This is a genomic window from Mesorhizobium sp. M0011 (assembly GCF_040324155.1).
In the GTDB taxonomy this organism is placed as follows: domain Bacteria; phylum Pseudomonadota; class Alphaproteobacteria; order Rhizobiales; family Rhizobiaceae; genus Mesorhizobium.
This window is the reverse complement of the sequence record NZ_JAMYVQ010000007.1, coordinates 233,721-247,852: the sequence shown is the minus strand read 5'-3', so window position 1 is coordinate 247,852 and position 14,132 is coordinate 233,721. Positions and strand designations below refer to the sequence as shown.

The following is a 14,132-nucleotide window of genomic DNA, read 5'->3' as shown; positions in this document are numbered from 1 at the left end:
CTAGCCGGCTTCGTTCACCCAGATGTCACGGGCATCGCCTATCCGGGTGTCGATCCGGCAAGGAGCGATTCTCGATGCGGACCATCTGGCTGAGCCTTCTGTTTTCCTCGGCACTTGCGGCCTTTTCTGGCCAGTCATTGGCCGGCGAGACCCGCGCCAGGCAGATCCTCGACCGCTTCGAACATGCCAACCAGTGGCGCGACCACGTCATGGTGGCCGCGCATCGCGCCGGCAGCATGCAGGCGGGCAAGACGCTCTATGCGGAAAATTCGATCGCCGCCGTTGAAGGCTCGATCGCCATGGGCGCCGAAATCGTCGAGGTCGACATCAGGCGCTCGAAGGATGGCGAGTTTATCGTCATGCATGACAGCTGGCTCGACCGCACCACTACCTGCCAAGGCGAGGTGGTCAAGCGCACGCTGGCCGAACTGAAGGCCTGCCGGCTGGTAATCGAGGGCACCGGCGCCGTCACCAATGAGACGGTCTCGACGCTGCGCGAGATGCTGATGGCGACCAGAGACCAGATCCTTATCAACCTCGACAACAAGCTCGACGTCGGCGACCTCTCGGGCATGATTGCGGTGGCTCGCGATCTCGGCATGGCCGAGCAGGTCATCGTCAAGGAGAACCTGTGGAACCAGGACAGGATCACCACGGTCAAGGCCGCCATGGATTTCATCGGCGGCGGCTTTCAGTTCATGCCGATCATCGCCGATGACGCGGTGCGTGATGCCGGTTTCGCTGAAACCGTCGACCATGCCTTCTCGCCGCGCGCGATCGAGCTGATCAACTGGCGGGCAGGCGCCGAGAAATTGACCGAGACCGGCGGACCACTGTTCAGCACGCGCATGCGTGCGGCCGCTGTGCGGGGCAACTGGCACATCTGGGCCGACACCTACGCCATCGCCAACAAGCCGGGCGGCTTCCTGGCCGGCGGCCGCGGCGACGAACTGGCCGTACAGGCCAGCCTGCCGCGCGAAGCCTGGGGTTTCTGGGCCGATCGCGGCGCCACCATCATCCAGACCGACGAGCCGAAGGCGGCCATCGGATGGCTGGCGGCGAATGGTTTTCGCGTGCCTTATGCGAACGAGGCGCGGCCGGCTGAGCCGGCGAATACGGCGAGTATCAATTGAGGCTCGCCGCTGGAACAGCGATCTCCCCCCTTGAGGGGGAGATGGCCGGCAGGCAGAGGGGGTCGCCGCGCACAGAGCGCCAACCTTCATTTGCCGCAGGAGGTCGCGTCCGGTCGAGCCGACCCCCTCTGTCGCCTTTGGCGACATCTCCCCCTCAAGGGGGGAGATTGGCTAATCTCACGCCGCCAGCGCCACGCCGTCCAGTTCGCTGAGCGCATCCTGTGGCAATTCGAGTTCGCCAGCAGCGAGGTTCTCCCTGAGATGCCCGACCGACGATGTGCCGGGGATCAACAGGATATTGGGCGCGCGGCGAAGCAGCCAGGCGAGCGCGACCTGCATGGGCGTGGCGCCGAGTCGCGCCGCGATTTCCGACAGGGTGGAGGATTGCAGCGGGTTGAAGCCGCCGAGCGGGAAGAAGGGCACATAGGCGATACCGTCGCGGACAAGGTCGTCGATCAGCGCGTCGTCGTCGCGATGCGCCAGATTGTACTGGTTCTGCACGCAGGCGATCTCGGCGATCCCGCGTCCTTGCGCGATCTGCGCCGGCGTCACGTTGCTCAGCCCGATGTGCCTGACCAGGCCCTGTTGTTGAAGCTCGGCCAGGACGGTGAGCGGCGCTTCGATCGATCCCTCGGCGGGGCCATGGGTATCGAACATGATGCGCAGGTTGACGACGTCGAGCACATCGAGTCCGAGATTGCCGAGATTGTCGTGCACCGCCTGGGTCAGCGCTTCGGGAGAAGAAGCCGGCAGCCAGGAGCCATCGGCCCCGCGCCGCGCGCCGATCTTGGTGACGATGACGAGATCGTCGGGGTAGGGCGCCAGTGCTTCGCGGATCAGCCGGTTGGTGACGTGCGGGCCGTAGAAGTCGCTGGTATCGATATGGTCGATCCCCTGCGCAATCGCCTCGCGCAGCACGGCCAATGCCGCGTCATGGTCCTTGGGCGGCCCGAACACGCCGGGTCCGGCGAGTTGCATGGCACCGTAGCCGAGCCGCTTCACGGTGCGGCTGCCAAGCTTGAAGGTGGCGGGGGCGAAGGTGCCGGATTGTTGGATGTTGGACATGATTGATCTCCTTTGAGGAGCCAGAGATAGGCGCTGCCCAACCTCGTGATAATCCGGTACAATCCACACAGGCCGTGCGGAATGGCGAACAATGATGGACCTCAGCGATCTGAACGCCTTCGTGGCGGTGGCGCGCGCCGGCGGTTTTCGCGATGGCGCGCGTGCCAGCGGCGGCAGCGCCTCCGGCTTGAGTGAGGCGGTGCGTCGGCTGGAAGCGCAGCTCGGTGTCAGGCTGTTCAACCGCACGACGCGCAGCGTTGTCCCGACCGAGGCCGGCCTCAGCCTTCTGGAGCGGCTCGGCCCGGCGCTGTCGGAGGTGGAGGCGGCGCTGGATGTGGTGAACGGCTTTCGCGACAGGCCGGCGGGCTCGCTGCGTCTCAATGTGCCGGTCAGCGCCGCGCGGCTGATATTGCCCGATATCGTCCCGGGTTTCCTCGCCGCCTATCCCGGCATCCGGCTGGAGGTGATCGCCGATGAGAACTTCGTCGACGTGCTGGCGGCCGGCTGCGACGCTGGCATCCGCTATGACGAGCGGCTGGAACAGGACATGATCGCGGTGCCGATCGGACCGCGCGTGCAGCATTTCGCCACCGCCGCCAGCCCTGCCTATCTTGCTCGCCATGGCCGGCCGCAACACCCGAGCGACTTGCTCGGCCATTCTTGCGTGCGCGGCCGCTTTGCCAGCGGCGCGATGCTGCCGTGGGAATTCGAGCGCGACGGCGAGGTGGTGCGGGTCGATCCGACGGGGCCTCTGATCGTGCGGATCGGCGGGGCGACCGATCTTGCCGTCGACGCGGCCATCGCCGGCACCGGCATCATCGGCCTCTTCGAGGGCTGGCTTCGCCCTTACTTCGAAAGCGGCGCCCTTGAGCCCATTCTCGAACCGTGGTGGCCGAGTTTTCCCGGACCGTTCCTCTATTATCCCGGCCGGCGCCTGGTTCCGGCCCCGCTGCGGGCGTTCATCGATTTCATCAAGGGCGCCAAGGCCTAACCTGTTCATGCCGGCGCCATCACCCCACCCGGCGCTACGTGCCGACCTCCCCATCGAGGGGAGGTAGGGCGCCGCGCTTTTCTTCTACCTCCCCTTGATGGGGAGGTCGCGCCGTAGGCGCGGGTGGGGTGACTGCCGAGCCGCAAACAAAAAGGCCGCCCGGAGGCGGCCTTTTCGATTGTCTGAAGCTGCGAAGTGCTTAGCGCTTCGAGAACTGGAACGAACGACGGGCTTTCGCCTTGCCGTACTTCTTGCGCTCGACGACGCGGCTGTCGCGGGTCAGGAAGCCGCCCTTCTTGAGCACGGCGCGCAGCGTCGGCTCGTAGTAGGTCAGCGCCTTGGAGATGCCGTGACGAACGGCGCCCGCCTGGCCGGAGAGACCGCCGCCGACGACGGTCGCGACGATGTCGTACTGGCCGGCGCGGTTGGAGGCGATGATCGGCTGGTTGAGGATCATCTGCAGGACCGGACGCGCGAAATAGGTCGCGAATTCCTTGTCGTTGACGATGATCTTGCCGGAACCCGGCTTCACCCAGACACGCGCAATGGCGTTCTTGCGCTTGCCGGTGGCATAGGCGCGGCCCGACTTGTCGAGCTTCTGGACGTGGACGGGGGCCGCCGGCTGGGTATTGGTGTTGCCGGTGGCGGCGCCCAGTTCTGCGAGCGAGGAAAGCTCAGCCATCTTATGCGACCTTCTTGTTCTTGGCGTTCAGCTTGGCCACGTCGAGTACGACGGGCTGCTGGGCGACATGCGGATGCTCGGCACCTGCATAGACGCGCAGGTTCTTCATCTGGCGACGGCCGAGCGGGCCACGCGGGACCATGCGCTCAACGGCCTTCTCGACGACACGCTCGGGGAAACGACCCTCGAGCAGCTGGCGCGCGGTGCGCTCCTTAATGCCGCCTGGGTGCCCGGTGTGCCAGTAATAGACCTTGTCGGTGAACTTCTTGCCGGTGAACACCACCTTGTCGGCATTGATGACGATGACGTTGTCGCCGTCGTCGACATGCGGGGTGAAGGTCGGCTTGTGCTTGCCGCGAAGATGATTGGCGATGACAGTGGCCAGACGACCGACGACGAGACCTTCGGCGTCGATCAGGATCCACTTCTTCACCACATCCGCAGGCTTCTGCGAAAAGGTTGTCATGTTTTCTGCTCTCGGTTCTGACCTTCAATAAGAGAAGGCGTTTCTTGTTGCTTGGATTGTCGGAAGGACGCTACCCGCCGCCAATAACAAAACGGCGGCCTTTGCGGGCCGCTGCTTCGTGAAGGGCTTATAGGCGAGGGTGATGGGGCACGTCAAGGCTGAAGTTGCTAGAGTATTCCTAAAAGGTTATGCAAAAACAATTGGTTATAGGATAGGTATTATAATACCGCGAGAAAAGAACGTTCCGGAGCATGGCCGAACGTTCTTTGACCGGTCCGGTCTTCAGTTGGCTCTTTCGAGCGAGCGGCGGATCTCTGGCCCAATTTGGTCCATCGCCGCGGCAAGCCAGCCGCAGAGCTCGTCCGGTGAGGTGTCGTGAATCCACACCAACCGGCTGCGTCCATTGTTCTCTGCAAAGACCTGCATGGAGGTGTTGTCGTGCGATACCTCTTCTCCTTCCCACGCCCAGACGATGCGGCGTGCCTGTTCGTCGCGGGCTATAAGCCTCTCCCGCACGACGTTGCCGTCGGCGAAGGTCATTTGCCGCAAGTCGGGCTCGATCAACCGGCAATCCACGAAAATATCTGGCGTTGTCAGTCGCGGCCCTTCGGCGAAGTTGCCGACGGTCTGCCAGACCTTCTCAGGCGATGCGTCGACTATCATTTCCCTGATAACTGATCCCACTTTGGCACCTCTCGTTTAAGAGCAGACAGGTTTGTCTACTAGACAAGTCTGTCTGTATGGCGGAAGAGGGTCGACGTCAAAGGGTATTCGATATGGTGGACCACGCTACTGACATCGGCCGGGCGAGTGCTGCGCGCAGCCGCATACTTGATACAGCCACGAACCTGTTCTACTCCGAGGGCGTGCACGCGGTCGGCATCGACCGGATCATCGCCGAGGCAGGCGTGGCCAAGGCCACTTTCTACAAGTACTTTCCAGCCAAGGACGAACTCGTCCGCGCGTACATTCAGAACCAAAGCCGGCAAGGGAGGGCCATGATCGACAAGATCAGCGCGCGATCGGCGCGGGATTCGATCCTGGCTATTTTTGATCTTGTTGCGGACGCCGCCGCCCAGCCTGGCTACCGCGGCTGCCCGTTTCTGAACGCTGCCGCCGAATATCCCGATCCGAGCCATCCGGTACGGCAGGCGATCGATGAGCATAGGCAATGGAAGCGTGACCTGCTGCGCGGCCTGCTTGTGGCCGACGGCAGTTCGGATTCCGAAACCACCGCCGATATCCTCACTGTTGCCAGCGATGGGCTGCTCATCGCCAGTCACCTCGATAGGCCTGCCAACTTGCGGCGCCTCATTCTTGAGACGGTTCTGCAAATCTTGGGACCGCTGGCGGACAAATAGTTGGCGGCAGGAATTCGGCTAACGCTTTGGCGGGATCGAATAGGTGCCGGTGGCGTGCGCCACCGTGTGTCCGTCCGGGCCGGCGACGATGTCGATGTCGAACACCATCAGGCTCTTTCCCAGCTTCAGGATGCGGCAATGGCCGTCGATCGGTCCGGCCTCGGCCTTGCGCACGAAATTGATGTCGAGGTTGACGGTAACCGAGAGCGCATCCGGCCCGGCATGGCTGAGCACGCAGACGTAGCCGCCAATGTCGGCCAGCGTGAACAGCGACGGGCCGGACACCGTGCCGCCGGGACGCAGATGCCGCTGGCCGGCATTGAGCCGCACGGTGCAGCCGCCAGGGAACACGTCGATGGCTTCGAAATATTTGAACTGCTCGTTGAGCTGGGGGTAGACGGTTTCCATCAGCGCATTGACTTGTTGCGCGGTCAGCACCGGCTTCAAATTGGTTTGGGCGGGCATGTCGGTCTCTCGTTTTTGGCCTACCTGTATGGGCGCGGCGCGGCATTTCTGACAACCTTCGTCCCCTGGCGCAAGCGATCGGTGTTGGACGAAACCTGATACGGTATTAGATACTCTGGCAGCCCCGAGCGGAATCGCGGAGACCCTATCCATGGCCGAAATCCTTGCCATCAAGCCTGTCGCCGTTGAGGGTCCGGTTGTCGCACAACTGGACAAAGGCGTGCTGCGCCTCACACTCGCCAATCCGCCCGCCAACGCGCTGTCGCTGGCGGTGATGGCGGCGCTGACGGCCGAACTCGAGCGCGCCAAGGCCGACAAGGCCGTTCGCGTCATCGTTTTGTCGGCGGCCGGCAAGGTGTTCTGCGCCGGCCATGATCTCAAGGAAATGACGGCGCGCCGCACTGACGCCGATCATGGCAAGGCCTTCTTCGCAGAGACGTTTGCCGCTTGTGCGACGCTGATGCAGGCCATCGTGCGCCATCCCGTGCCTGTGATCGCCGAGGTTGACGGCCTTGCCACCGCCGCCGGGCTGCAACTGGTCGCCAGCTGCGATCTGGCGATCGCCTCGCACGAAGCGACTTTCTGCACGCCGGGCGTCAACATCGGCCTGTTCTGCTCGACGCCGATGGTGGCGCTGTCGCGCAACGTCTCGCGCAAGCACGCCATGGAAATGCTGCTGACCGGAGAGACGATCGATGCGGCGACCGCCAAGGAGTTCGGCCTGGTCAACCGCGTCGTGCCGCGCGAATACCTGAATCAGATCGTAACCAAATACGCGCAAACCATTGCTTCCAAGTCATCTTTGGTGGTCAAGACCGGCAAGGAGGCGTTTTACGCCCAAGCTGAAATGGGCTTTGCGGACGCCTATGCCTATACGGGCCGCATCATGGTCGAGAACATGTTGGCGCGCGACGCGGAGGAAGGCATCGGCGCCTTCATCGGCAAGCGCAAGCCGGAATGGAAGGACGAGTAAGGAGAACGTCATGGAACCGCGCATCTCCATCATCACCATCGCCACCGACGATCTCGACCGCGCCGTGCGCTTCTACGAGGCGATGGGCTTGAAGCGGCATGCCGGCATCACCGACGGGGTCGCCTTCTTCCAGATGGGCGGCGTCATCCTCGGCCTGTTCCCGCGCGCCAGCGCAGAAGAGGATTCCGGCATCGCCTTCGCCGCGGCGCCATCGGCGGTCTACCTCGCCTACAACACCCGTTCCGACGCCGAAGTCGACGACGTGCTCGCCAGGGTGGAAAAAGCCGGCGGCCGCATCGTCAAGCCGGCCGGCCGCGCCTTCTGGGGCGGCTGGTACGGCTATTTCGCCGACGCCGACGGGCATATCTGGGAAGTGGCGCATAATCCGGCCTTTCCGATCGCGGAAGACGGCACGATTTCGCTGCCTGGCTGATGGCCCATCGCAAGCAGCTGACGCGGCTCAAGGCTCCCTATCTGAAGCGCATTCTGCTCGATGCCGTGCGGGTCGAGGATTGGGAAAAATATCCATGGAACCTGCCGCTGTTTCGCGGCCATAAGTTCGAACTCGAATTCACCACGCCGATCACCATCATCGTCGGCGAGAACGGCACCGGCAAATCGACGCTGCTCGAGGCCATCGGCGCGCTGGCCGGCTACGATGAAGCCGGCGGCGGCAAGGGCTACCGGCCGGTCGACCATTCCAGCGCCATCGACAAGAGCGGTGCCGCGCTGGCCAACGCATTTCGCGGCCACTGGCTGCCGAAAGTCACCGCCGGCTGGTTCTTCCGAGCCGAATCCTTCTATTCCGTGGCGCGCTATCTCGATCAGGCGGCGCTGGAAGATCCGTTCAGGCCGCCGCCGCCGGACTTCCTGTCCTGGTCGCATGGCGAGGGTTTTATCCGGTTTTTCGAGGAGCGCTGCCGCAGGCAGGGCATCTACATCCTTGACGAACCCGAGAGTGCACTGTCTCCGACGCGACAGATCGAGCTGCTCAAGATGCTGCGGCGCATGGACCAGTCGGGCACCGCGCAGGTGATCATGGCAACGCATTCGCCGCTGCTGATGGCTTGCCCCGGTGCGCGGCTGTTCCGCATCAGCCGCTTCGGGCTGGAGCCCGCCGATTTTCGCGATACGGACCACTTCCGCATGCTGCGCGATTTCAGCAATGACCCGGATGGCTTTCTCGACGAGGCGTTGTATGAGGACGAGGCATGAACCACGATAGCTACGACAACACCTACATCGCCGGCATCCTCAATTCGGTGAAGACCGTCGCCATGGTCGGCGCATCCGCCAACGATGTGCGACCGAGCTATTTCGTGCTGAAATATCTGCTGGCCAAAGGGTTTTCTGTGTTCCCGATCAACCCTGGTCAGGCCGGCAAGGAAATCCTCGGCCGGATGACTTATTCAAGGCTCGCCGATATTCCGGAGCCGATCGATATGGTCGACATTTTTCGTGCGCCGGCGGCGGTGCCCGGCATCGTCGACGAGGCGTTGCGGCTCGATCCCTTGCCGAAAGTGATCTGGATGCAGCTTGGCGTGCGCCATGACGAGGCGGCCGCGCGCGCCGAGGCTGCCGGCATCAAGGTGGTGATGAACCGCTGCCCCAAGATCGAATATGGCAAGCTGTCCGGAGAGATCGGCTGGAGCGGCGTCAATTCCGGTGTGCTGTCGTCGAAGAAGCCGCTGATGCGCTCGGGATTCCAGAGTTTCGGCGTGCGCCAGAAGTAGGGCACGTCGCTCAAAAGTGCGCGGCGGTTTGGGATAACGACGTCCACCAAAAGCATGCCTGATGCGCGATGTGCCTTGGGCGCAAAAATATTCCTTAGGACAGCGCATTTTCTCAGGCCTCGGCCGCAGATCGTTCGCCGAAGGGCATTTTCTTCTTTGCATTCGCGCGCGGGCTTCGCCAAGAATGCCCGGCGATTTCAAGAGTTTCAAAGGGGAGGTTTTCAGTGACCCGCACGCCAGGTTTCAACACGCTCGCCGTCCATGCCGGCGCCAAGCCAGATCCGGCGACCGGCGCGCGCGCCACGCCGATCTACCAGACGACCTCCTTCGTCTTCGACGACGCCGACCATGCCGCCTCGCTGTTCGGGCTGAAGGCGTTCGGCAACATCTACACCCGCATCATGAACCCCACCCAGGCGGTGCTGGAAGAACGCATGGCAGCCCTCGAAGGCGGCACGGCGGCACTCGCGGTCGCCTCTGGTCACGCCGCGCAGGTGATCGTGTTCCACAATCTGATGCAGCCGGGCGACAATTTCGTCGCCGCCAACAAGCTTTACGGCGGTTCGATCAACCAGTTCGGCCATGCCTTCAAGAATTATGGCTGGGAGGTGCGCTGGGCCGACACCAACGACATCTCGACCTTCGAGAGCCAGATCGACGACAGGACCAAGGCGATCTTCATCGAGAGCCTGGCCAATCCGGGCGGCACCTTCGTCGATATCGAGAAGATCGGCGACATCGCGCGCAAGCATGGCCTGCCGCTGATCGTCGACAACACGCTGGCCTCGCCCTACCTGATCCGGCCGATCGAGCATGGCGCCGACATCGTCGTCCATTCGCTGACGAAATTTATCGGCGGCCACGGCAATTCGATCGGTGGCGCCATCGTCGATGGCGGCACCTTCGACTGGTCGAAGTCGGGCAAGTACCCGATGCTGTCGGAACCGCGCCCGGAATATGGCGGTCTTGTCCTGCACGAAACCTTCGGCAATTTCGCCTTCGCCATTGCCGCGCGCGTGCTCGGCCTGCGCGATCTCGGCCCGGCGATCTCGCCCTTCAACGCCTTCCTCATCTTGACCGGCCTGGAGACCTTGCCGCTTCGCATGCAGCGCCACTGCGACAACGCCGTGACGGTCGCCGCCTGGCTGTCCAATCACCCCAAGGTTGCGTCGGTGAACTATCCCGGCCTGCCCAGCGACAAGAACAACGCGCTGCAGAAGAAGTACTCGCCGCTTGGCGCCGGTGCCGTGTTCACCTTCGCGTTGAAGGGCGGCTATGACGCCGGTGTGAAATTCGTCGAGGCGCTCGAACTGTTCTCGCATCTCGCCAATGTCGGCGACACCAAGTCGCTGGTCATCCACCCGGCCTCGACCACGCACCGCCAGCTTTCCGACGAGCAGAAGGTCAAGGCCGGCGCAGGACCGGACACGGTGCGGCTGTCGATCGGCATCGAGGACGTCAACGACATCGTCGCCGACCTCGAACAGGCGCTTGCCAAAGTCTGATCTTTTTTACCCTCCTCTTGTGGGGAGGGTCGGCGCGCAGCGCCGGGGTGGGTGAGCCGACGCGAAGCCGGCTCTTTCATGGAGGCAAGTTCTTGTCCGCGCATTACCTGACAATAGCGACTGACAGCGTCGAGCCTGAATCTGGCGCGCCGGCACCGGATCGGCTGATCTCGGGCGATCCCAAATTCCGCACCTGGAATGTCGAGGAGCGTGACGGCGGCCTTTACGCCGGCATCTGGGAATCGACCCCGGGCAAATGGCGCATCGTCTATGACGAGTGGGAGTTTTGCCACATCCTGTCCGGCGTTTCGGTGATCGCGGAGGACGGCGGGCAGGCACGCACCGTCAAGGCCGGCGACAGCTTCGTGCTCAGGCCCGGCTTCAAAGGCAGCTGGGAAGTGCTTGAAACGACTCGCAAGGAATATGTGATCAAGCTGTAGACATGATCCCGAAAAGTGGAGGCCGGTTTTCCGGTAAAGATCATGGTCGAACAACAAAAGATGTGCGGATCAAACGATGCGATCGATATCGCTGTCCGAGAATCCGTATCGCGCCATCATCTGTCGGTGCCAGTCGCTGCCCACCAATTCATCGAGGCAAGCATCGATGCGCCGGAGCAGGGCTGAATTGCCTTTGGCGATCGCGAAGGCACCGGCCGACGGCTGCTTTTCAATCGAGGGAACCTCGACAAGTCCAAGCCGCATTTCGGGCCGCCGGGTCAGATAGCCTCGATGCGCCATGGCGACGCTGGCATAGGCGTGCACGACGCCGTTGGCCACTGCGTCCGCCGCATCCGCCTGCGTTGCAAACATCCTGATCTGCCCAGGCGCAATTCCGTTGTGCAGCGCCGTAAGGTGCTGAACCTGATCGTTTATGACACCAATCAACACTGTTCCGTCCTCGGCAATGGATTGGTAGCCGCGAAAGCCGCACGGATTGTCCACCGCGACCAGCAACCCATCCTGCAACGCCCATATCGGCCGAGTGAAGTCGACAAGCTGCCTGCGCTCTTCGGAGACGAACAGGCCGGTCGTCATGGTCCAACGGCCCTCGACCAACCCAGGCAGCAGCTCAGCGAATTCGGTTTCGATCAGCTTAAAGCTCGCCAATCCGAGCATGTCACCGAGCCTGCGCGCAAGCTCGACGTCACAGCCTGAGACCTCGCCCGATGCGCCGGTGAAGCAAAATGGCGGTTCTTCCAGGAAGGCGAATTTCAACTCGGTCATGTCAGGCAAAGCGTCGCCGTCCTATTTTGCCGGAAACTGGCTGAGGCAGCCCCAGGTTCGCGATCGTCAAAAGCCGACGGCGAGCGTTTCCAGCCCATGGAAGTGGTAAGTGTCGCGGAAGCTTGGGCTTTCGGCAAGATGCAGCTTCGGATGCCGTTCGAACAAGGTTTTCAGCGACACCTGCAATTCGAGCCGGGCGAGCGGCGCGCCGATGCAGAAATGGATACCGGCGCCGAAGGAGACGTTCTTCTGGTCGGCACGGTCGGGCCGGAAGGCGAGGGGGTCGGCGAAGGCGCGCGGGTCATGATTGGCCATGCCCAGCAGCAGCCCGATCGTCTCGCCCGGCTGCACGACGATGCCGGGCGCGACCTCGATCTCCTGATAGGCGTAGCGCGCGAACATGTGCAGCGGCGCGTCGAAGCGCAGGCATTCCTCGACCGTTGCCGCGGTCGTTTCGGGCGAACTGAAGAAGCGGCTGACATCGCCGCCTTGCATAAGGATCGAGCGGACGGCATTGCCGGTCTGGTGCACGGTCGCTTCATGGCCGGCATTGAGCAGCAGGATCGCCGAGGACACCATCTCGTCCTCCGACAGTTTTTGGCCGTCCTCTTGCGCCGAGATCAGCAGCGACAGCAGGTCGTCGCCGGGGTTCTTGCGTCGCTCCGTGACGTAACCGCGCAGGAAATCGGCAAATTCGCTTGCGGCGCGGTTGGCCGTCTCCTCGGTTTCGCGCATGCGGCCATGCATGTACATGGCAACCATCTGGTGCGACCAGCCGAGCAGTTGCGGCCCCATTTCGACCGGCACGCCAAGCATTTCGGCAATGATGGTGATCGGCAAGGGCGCCGCGAAATCAGGCAACAGGTCGACCGTCTTGCCTGGTTCGAAACGGTCGATCAACTCGTTGGCCAAGGCCTCGACACGCGGCCGCAGCCTTTCGACCTGGCGCGAGACGAAGGCGCGGTTGACCAGTGTTCTCAGACGCGTGTGCACCGGCGGCTCCAGTTCCAGCATCGAATTGGCTTCGATGCCGTCGAAGGCCCTGAGATGGCTGCGGTCCTGTCCAATGCCGCGGCTGTCTGGAATGCCGGCCGGGTTCTGCCGGCCGAAGCGGCGGTCGCGCAGCAGCCGGTTGACGTCGTCGAAACCGCCAAAGCACCAGAAGCCGAATTCTTCCCAGAAGAATGCATTCGATACGCCATGCAGGAAAGCATAGGCATCATAAGGGTTTTGAAAAAAGGCCGGCTCGTGCGGGTCGAGCCGCAGGCGTCGAGTGGCTGGATCAAAGGCCAGGGTGGGTGGCGTCAATTTGCTCATGCCAGACCAATAGCGCGGCTTGCCAGCCTGGTTCCAGACCCTATGTTGGCGCCGCAATCCAATGCGTTGAGCCAGCCGACCGGCTGCGGAAAGTCTGATTTGATGAATGTGATCGTTGTCGGCGCGGGCATTGCCGGTCTCTCCACGGCGTGGTCGCTGGTCAAGGCCGGCCACAGCGTGTCAATCGTCGAACAGGGGCCGATCCCCAACCCGCTGGCTGCGTCGGGCGACCACCATCGCATCATCCGCCGCGCCTACCGCGCGGGGACCGGCTATGGCCGGCTGATCACCGAAGCCTACCAGGCCTGGGACGAGATGTGGGCCGATCTCGGCGAAAGCCACCTCGATCCCAGAGGATTTGTCTGCATTTCGCGCGAGCCGGGCGACGAGGCCGAGGAATATCGCGAGGGCCTGGAAGAAGGCAATTTTCCGTTCGAATTGCTGGAGCCGGACGCAGCCGTGGAACGCTGGCCGTTTCTCGAAGCCGGCTCTTTCCGCTATGCCTATTTCTCGACCGAAGGCGGCGCCCTGCATTGCCGCAAGATAGCCTCCGGCGTGGCAAACTGGCTGCGCGCCAACGGCGCCAATGTCTACGAAAACAGCAAGGTCATCGAAGTCGACGCCGAAGCCGGCCACATCGTGCTCGAAAGCGGCGAGACGATGCAGGCCGACCGTATCGTTGTCGCCGCCGGCGCCTGGGTGCTGAAACTGTTTCCGGAACTGGACGGCGAGCTGAAGACCTATCGAACCGCACTCGCCTATGTCGAACCGCCGGCCGACCTCAAGGCCGCCTGGCGGGTGGCACCGGTTGTCCTCGATGTCGGCGGCGCGATCGACGGCTATGTGATCCCGCCCTCCGGCGGCGCCGGCATGAAATTCGGGTCCGGGCTGCACAGGGTGCCGACCAGCGACGCCGATTGGAACCGTCAGCCGGTGGCGGGCGAGGGCGAGGCGATCCGCAACCTGTTTTCGCCGCCGATCGCGCGCATCGAGGAATACAGGGTGACCGAGGTGGTCACCTGCGCCTACACCTTCACCGAAGATGAGAAGTTCTTCGCTCACGAGCGAGGAAAATGCCTGATCGTCTCGGCCTGCTCCGGCCATGGCTACAAATTCGGCGCTGCGGTCGGCCGGCGCGTTGCGGCCGCGGTGGGCGACGGCGACATCGCCGGCCTGAAGACATGGCTGCGGGCGGAAGTGGCCTGAACGCCGCCA

At 63.1% G+C, this 14,132-nt stretch carries 17 protein-coding genes; 10 read left to right on the top strand and 7 right to left on the bottom strand.

The genetic code is table 11. The features are described from left to right. The first annotated feature begins 74 nt into the window (after nucleotides 1–74). Entirely contained in the window at nucleotides 75–1,133 is a 1,059-nt protein-coding gene (locus tag NKK51_RS11220) for a glycerophosphodiester phosphodiesterase family protein (RefSeq protein WP_352552814.1), read from the top strand. 177 nt (nucleotides 1,134–1,310) lie between these two features. Here NKK51_RS11220 and NKK51_RS11215 read toward each other — a convergent pair whose 3' ends face one another. Beyond that, nucleotides 1,311–2,198, bottom strand: a complete 888-nt coding sequence (locus NKK51_RS11215) for an aldo/keto reductase family oxidoreductase (RefSeq protein ID WP_352552813.1) — start codon at nucleotides 2,196–2,198, stop codon at nucleotides 1,311–1,313. Nucleotides 2,199–2,289: 91 nt separating this feature from the next. Between NKK51_RS11215 and NKK51_RS11210 the strand changes: the two genes are divergently transcribed. Then, nucleotides 2,290–3,189 carry a LysR family transcriptional regulator gene (locus tag NKK51_RS11210; RefSeq protein ID WP_027038412.1) on the top strand — a complete coding sequence of 300 codons (900 nt, stop codon included), beginning with the start codon at nucleotides 2,290–2,292 and terminating at the stop codon, nucleotides 3,187–3,189. Between the two features lie 199 nt (nucleotides 3,190–3,388). Here the strand turns inward: NKK51_RS11210 and rpsI are convergent, their stop codons facing one another. The 3 genes from rpsI to NKK51_RS11195 form a co-directional block, all read right to left on the bottom strand. Next, nucleotides 3,389–3,871, bottom strand: coding sequence for a 30S ribosomal protein S9 (gene rpsI / locus NKK51_RS11205; RefSeq protein WP_023810272.1), 483 nt, complete (start codon nucleotides 3,869–3,871; stop codon nucleotides 3,389–3,391). Between the two features lies 1 nt (nucleotide 3,872). Next, on the bottom strand, nucleotides 3,873–4,337 hold the full coding sequence (rplM, locus tag NKK51_RS11200) for a 50S ribosomal protein L13 (protein ID WP_013532205.1): 465 nt from the start codon (nucleotides 4,335–4,337) through the stop codon (nucleotides 3,873–3,875). Nucleotides 4,338–4,619: 282 nt separating this feature from the next. Next, the gene (locus NKK51_RS11195; RefSeq protein ID WP_352552810.1) at nucleotides 4,620–5,000 is read right to left on the bottom strand and encodes an SRPBCC family protein; all 381 of its coding nucleotides are present in this window, start codon (nucleotides 4,998–5,000) and stop codon (nucleotides 4,620–4,622) included. A 113-nt stretch (nucleotides 5,001–5,113) separates the two neighbouring features. Between NKK51_RS11195 and NKK51_RS11190 the strand changes: the two genes are divergently transcribed. Then, nucleotides 5,114–5,698 carry a TetR/AcrR family transcriptional regulator gene (locus NKK51_RS11190; protein WP_352552808.1) on the top strand — a complete coding sequence of 195 codons (585 nt, stop codon included), beginning with the start codon at nucleotides 5,114–5,116 and terminating at the stop codon, nucleotides 5,696–5,698. 18 nt (nucleotides 5,699–5,716) lie between these two features. Here the strand turns inward: NKK51_RS11190 and NKK51_RS11185 are convergent, their stop codons facing one another. Continuing rightward, nucleotides 5,717–6,163: a PaaI family thioesterase gene (locus NKK51_RS11185; protein ID WP_352552807.1), complete on the bottom strand. Its 447-nt coding sequence runs from the start codon at nucleotides 6,161–6,163 to the stop codon at nucleotides 5,717–5,719. A 151-nt stretch (nucleotides 6,164–6,314) separates the two neighbouring features. Here NKK51_RS11185 and NKK51_RS11180 point away from each other — a divergent pair, with 151 nt between their 5' ends. From NKK51_RS11180 to NKK51_RS11155, 6 genes are all read left to right on the top strand, one after another. Next, the gene (locus NKK51_RS11180; RefSeq protein ID WP_352552805.1) at nucleotides 6,315–7,136 is read left to right on the top strand and encodes an enoyl-CoA hydratase; all 822 of its coding nucleotides are present in this window, start codon (nucleotides 6,315–6,317) and stop codon (nucleotides 7,134–7,136) included. A gap of 10 nt (nucleotides 7,137–7,146) precedes the next feature. After that, nucleotides 7,147–7,569, top strand: a complete 423-nt coding sequence (locus tag NKK51_RS11175) for a VOC family protein (protein WP_027037038.1) — start codon at nucleotides 7,147–7,149, stop codon at nucleotides 7,567–7,569. Further along, on the top strand, nucleotides 7,569–8,351 hold the full coding sequence (locus NKK51_RS11170; protein ID WP_352552803.1) for an AAA family ATPase: 783 nt from the start codon (nucleotides 7,569–7,571) through the stop codon (nucleotides 8,349–8,351). The genes NKK51_RS11175 and NKK51_RS11170 overlap by 1 nt, the downstream gene beginning before the upstream one ends. Further along, nucleotides 8,348–8,869 carry a CoA-binding protein gene (locus tag NKK51_RS11165; RefSeq protein WP_352552801.1) on the top strand — a complete coding sequence of 174 codons (522 nt, stop codon included), beginning with the start codon at nucleotides 8,348–8,350 and terminating at the stop codon, nucleotides 8,867–8,869. Before NKK51_RS11170 ends, NKK51_RS11165 begins: the two co-directional genes overlap by 4 nt. 224 nt (nucleotides 8,870–9,093) lie before the next feature. Further along, nucleotides 9,094–10,374 carry an O-acetylhomoserine aminocarboxypropyltransferase gene (locus NKK51_RS11160; RefSeq protein ID WP_024504598.1) on the top strand — a complete coding sequence of 427 codons (1,281 nt, stop codon included), beginning with the start codon at nucleotides 9,094–9,096 and terminating at the stop codon, nucleotides 10,372–10,374. Nucleotides 10,375–10,466: 92 nt separating this feature from the next. Beyond that, entirely contained in the window at nucleotides 10,467–10,814 is a 348-nt protein-coding gene (locus tag NKK51_RS11155; protein WP_352552800.1) for a cupin domain-containing protein, read from the top strand. Nucleotides 10,815–10,883: 69 nt separating this feature from the next. On the opposite strand, the gene NKK51_RS11150 is transcribed toward NKK51_RS11155, so the two are convergent. Both NKK51_RS11150 and NKK51_RS11145 read right to left on the bottom strand, forming a co-directional pair. Further along, the gene (locus NKK51_RS11150; protein ID WP_352552858.1) at nucleotides 10,884–11,600 is read right to left on the bottom strand and encodes a transporter substrate-binding domain-containing protein; all 717 of its coding nucleotides are present in this window, start codon (nucleotides 11,598–11,600) and stop codon (nucleotides 10,884–10,886) included. Between the two features lie 66 nt (nucleotides 11,601–11,666). Further along, complete coding sequence (locus tag NKK51_RS11145) at nucleotides 11,667–12,917, bottom strand: cytochrome P450 (protein WP_352552799.1); 1,251 nt, start codon at nucleotides 12,915–12,917, stop codon at nucleotides 11,667–11,669. Nucleotides 12,918–13,019: 102 nt separating this feature from the next. Between NKK51_RS11145 and NKK51_RS11140 the strand changes: the two genes are divergently transcribed. Continuing rightward, nucleotides 13,020–14,123, top strand: a complete 1,104-nt coding sequence (locus tag NKK51_RS11140; protein ID WP_352552797.1) for an NAD(P)/FAD-dependent oxidoreductase — start codon at nucleotides 13,020–13,022, stop codon at nucleotides 14,121–14,123. Nucleotides 14,124–14,132: the final 9 nt, after the last annotated feature.

Coding starts and splice junctions, on each gene's coding strand:
- NKK51_RS11220 (WP_352552814.1), top strand. CDS start 75: ATGCGGACCATCTGGCTGAGCCTTCTGTTTTCCTCGGCACTTGCGGCC.
- NKK51_RS11215 (WP_352552813.1), bottom strand. CDS start 2,198: ATGTCCAACATCCAACAATCCGGCACCTTCGCCCCCGCCACCTTCAAG.
- NKK51_RS11210 (WP_027038412.1), top strand. CDS start 2,290: ATGATGGACCTCAGCGATCTGAACGCCTTCGTGGCGGTGGCGCGCGCC.
- rpsI (WP_023810272.1), bottom strand. CDS start 3,871: ATGGCTGAGCTTTCCTCGCTCGCAGAACTGGGCGCCGCCACCGGCAAC.
- rplM (WP_013532205.1), bottom strand. CDS start 4,337: ATGACAACCTTTTCGCAGAAGCCTGCGGATGTGGTGAAGAAGTGGATC.
- NKK51_RS11195 (WP_352552810.1), bottom strand. CDS start 5,000: ATGATAGTCGACGCATCGCCTGAGAAGGTCTGGCAGACCGTCGGCAAC.
- NKK51_RS11190 (WP_352552808.1), top strand. CDS start 5,114: ATGGTGGACCACGCTACTGACATCGGCCGGGCGAGTGCTGCGCGCAGC.
- NKK51_RS11185 (WP_352552807.1), bottom strand. CDS start 6,163: ATGCCCGCCCAAACCAATTTGAAGCCGGTGCTGACCGCGCAACAAGTC.
- NKK51_RS11180 (WP_352552805.1), top strand. CDS start 6,315: ATGGCCGAAATCCTTGCCATCAAGCCTGTCGCCGTTGAGGGTCCGGTT.
- NKK51_RS11175 (WP_027037038.1), top strand. CDS start 7,147: ATGGAACCGCGCATCTCCATCATCACCATCGCCACCGACGATCTCGAC.
- NKK51_RS11170 (WP_352552803.1), top strand. CDS start 7,569: ATGGCCCATCGCAAGCAGCTGACGCGGCTCAAGGCTCCCTATCTGAAG.
- NKK51_RS11165 (WP_352552801.1), top strand. CDS start 8,348: ATGAACCACGATAGCTACGACAACACCTACATCGCCGGCATCCTCAAT.
- NKK51_RS11150 (WP_352552858.1), bottom strand. CDS start 11,600: ATGACCGAGTTGAAATTCGCCTTCCTGGAAGAACCGCCATTTTGCTTC.
- NKK51_RS11145 (WP_352552799.1), bottom strand. CDS start 12,917: ATGAGCAAATTGACGCCACCCACCCTGGCCTTTGATCCAGCCACTCGA.
- NKK51_RS11140 (WP_352552797.1), top strand. CDS start 13,020: ATGAATGTGATCGTTGTCGGCGCGGGCATTGCCGGTCTCTCCACGGCG.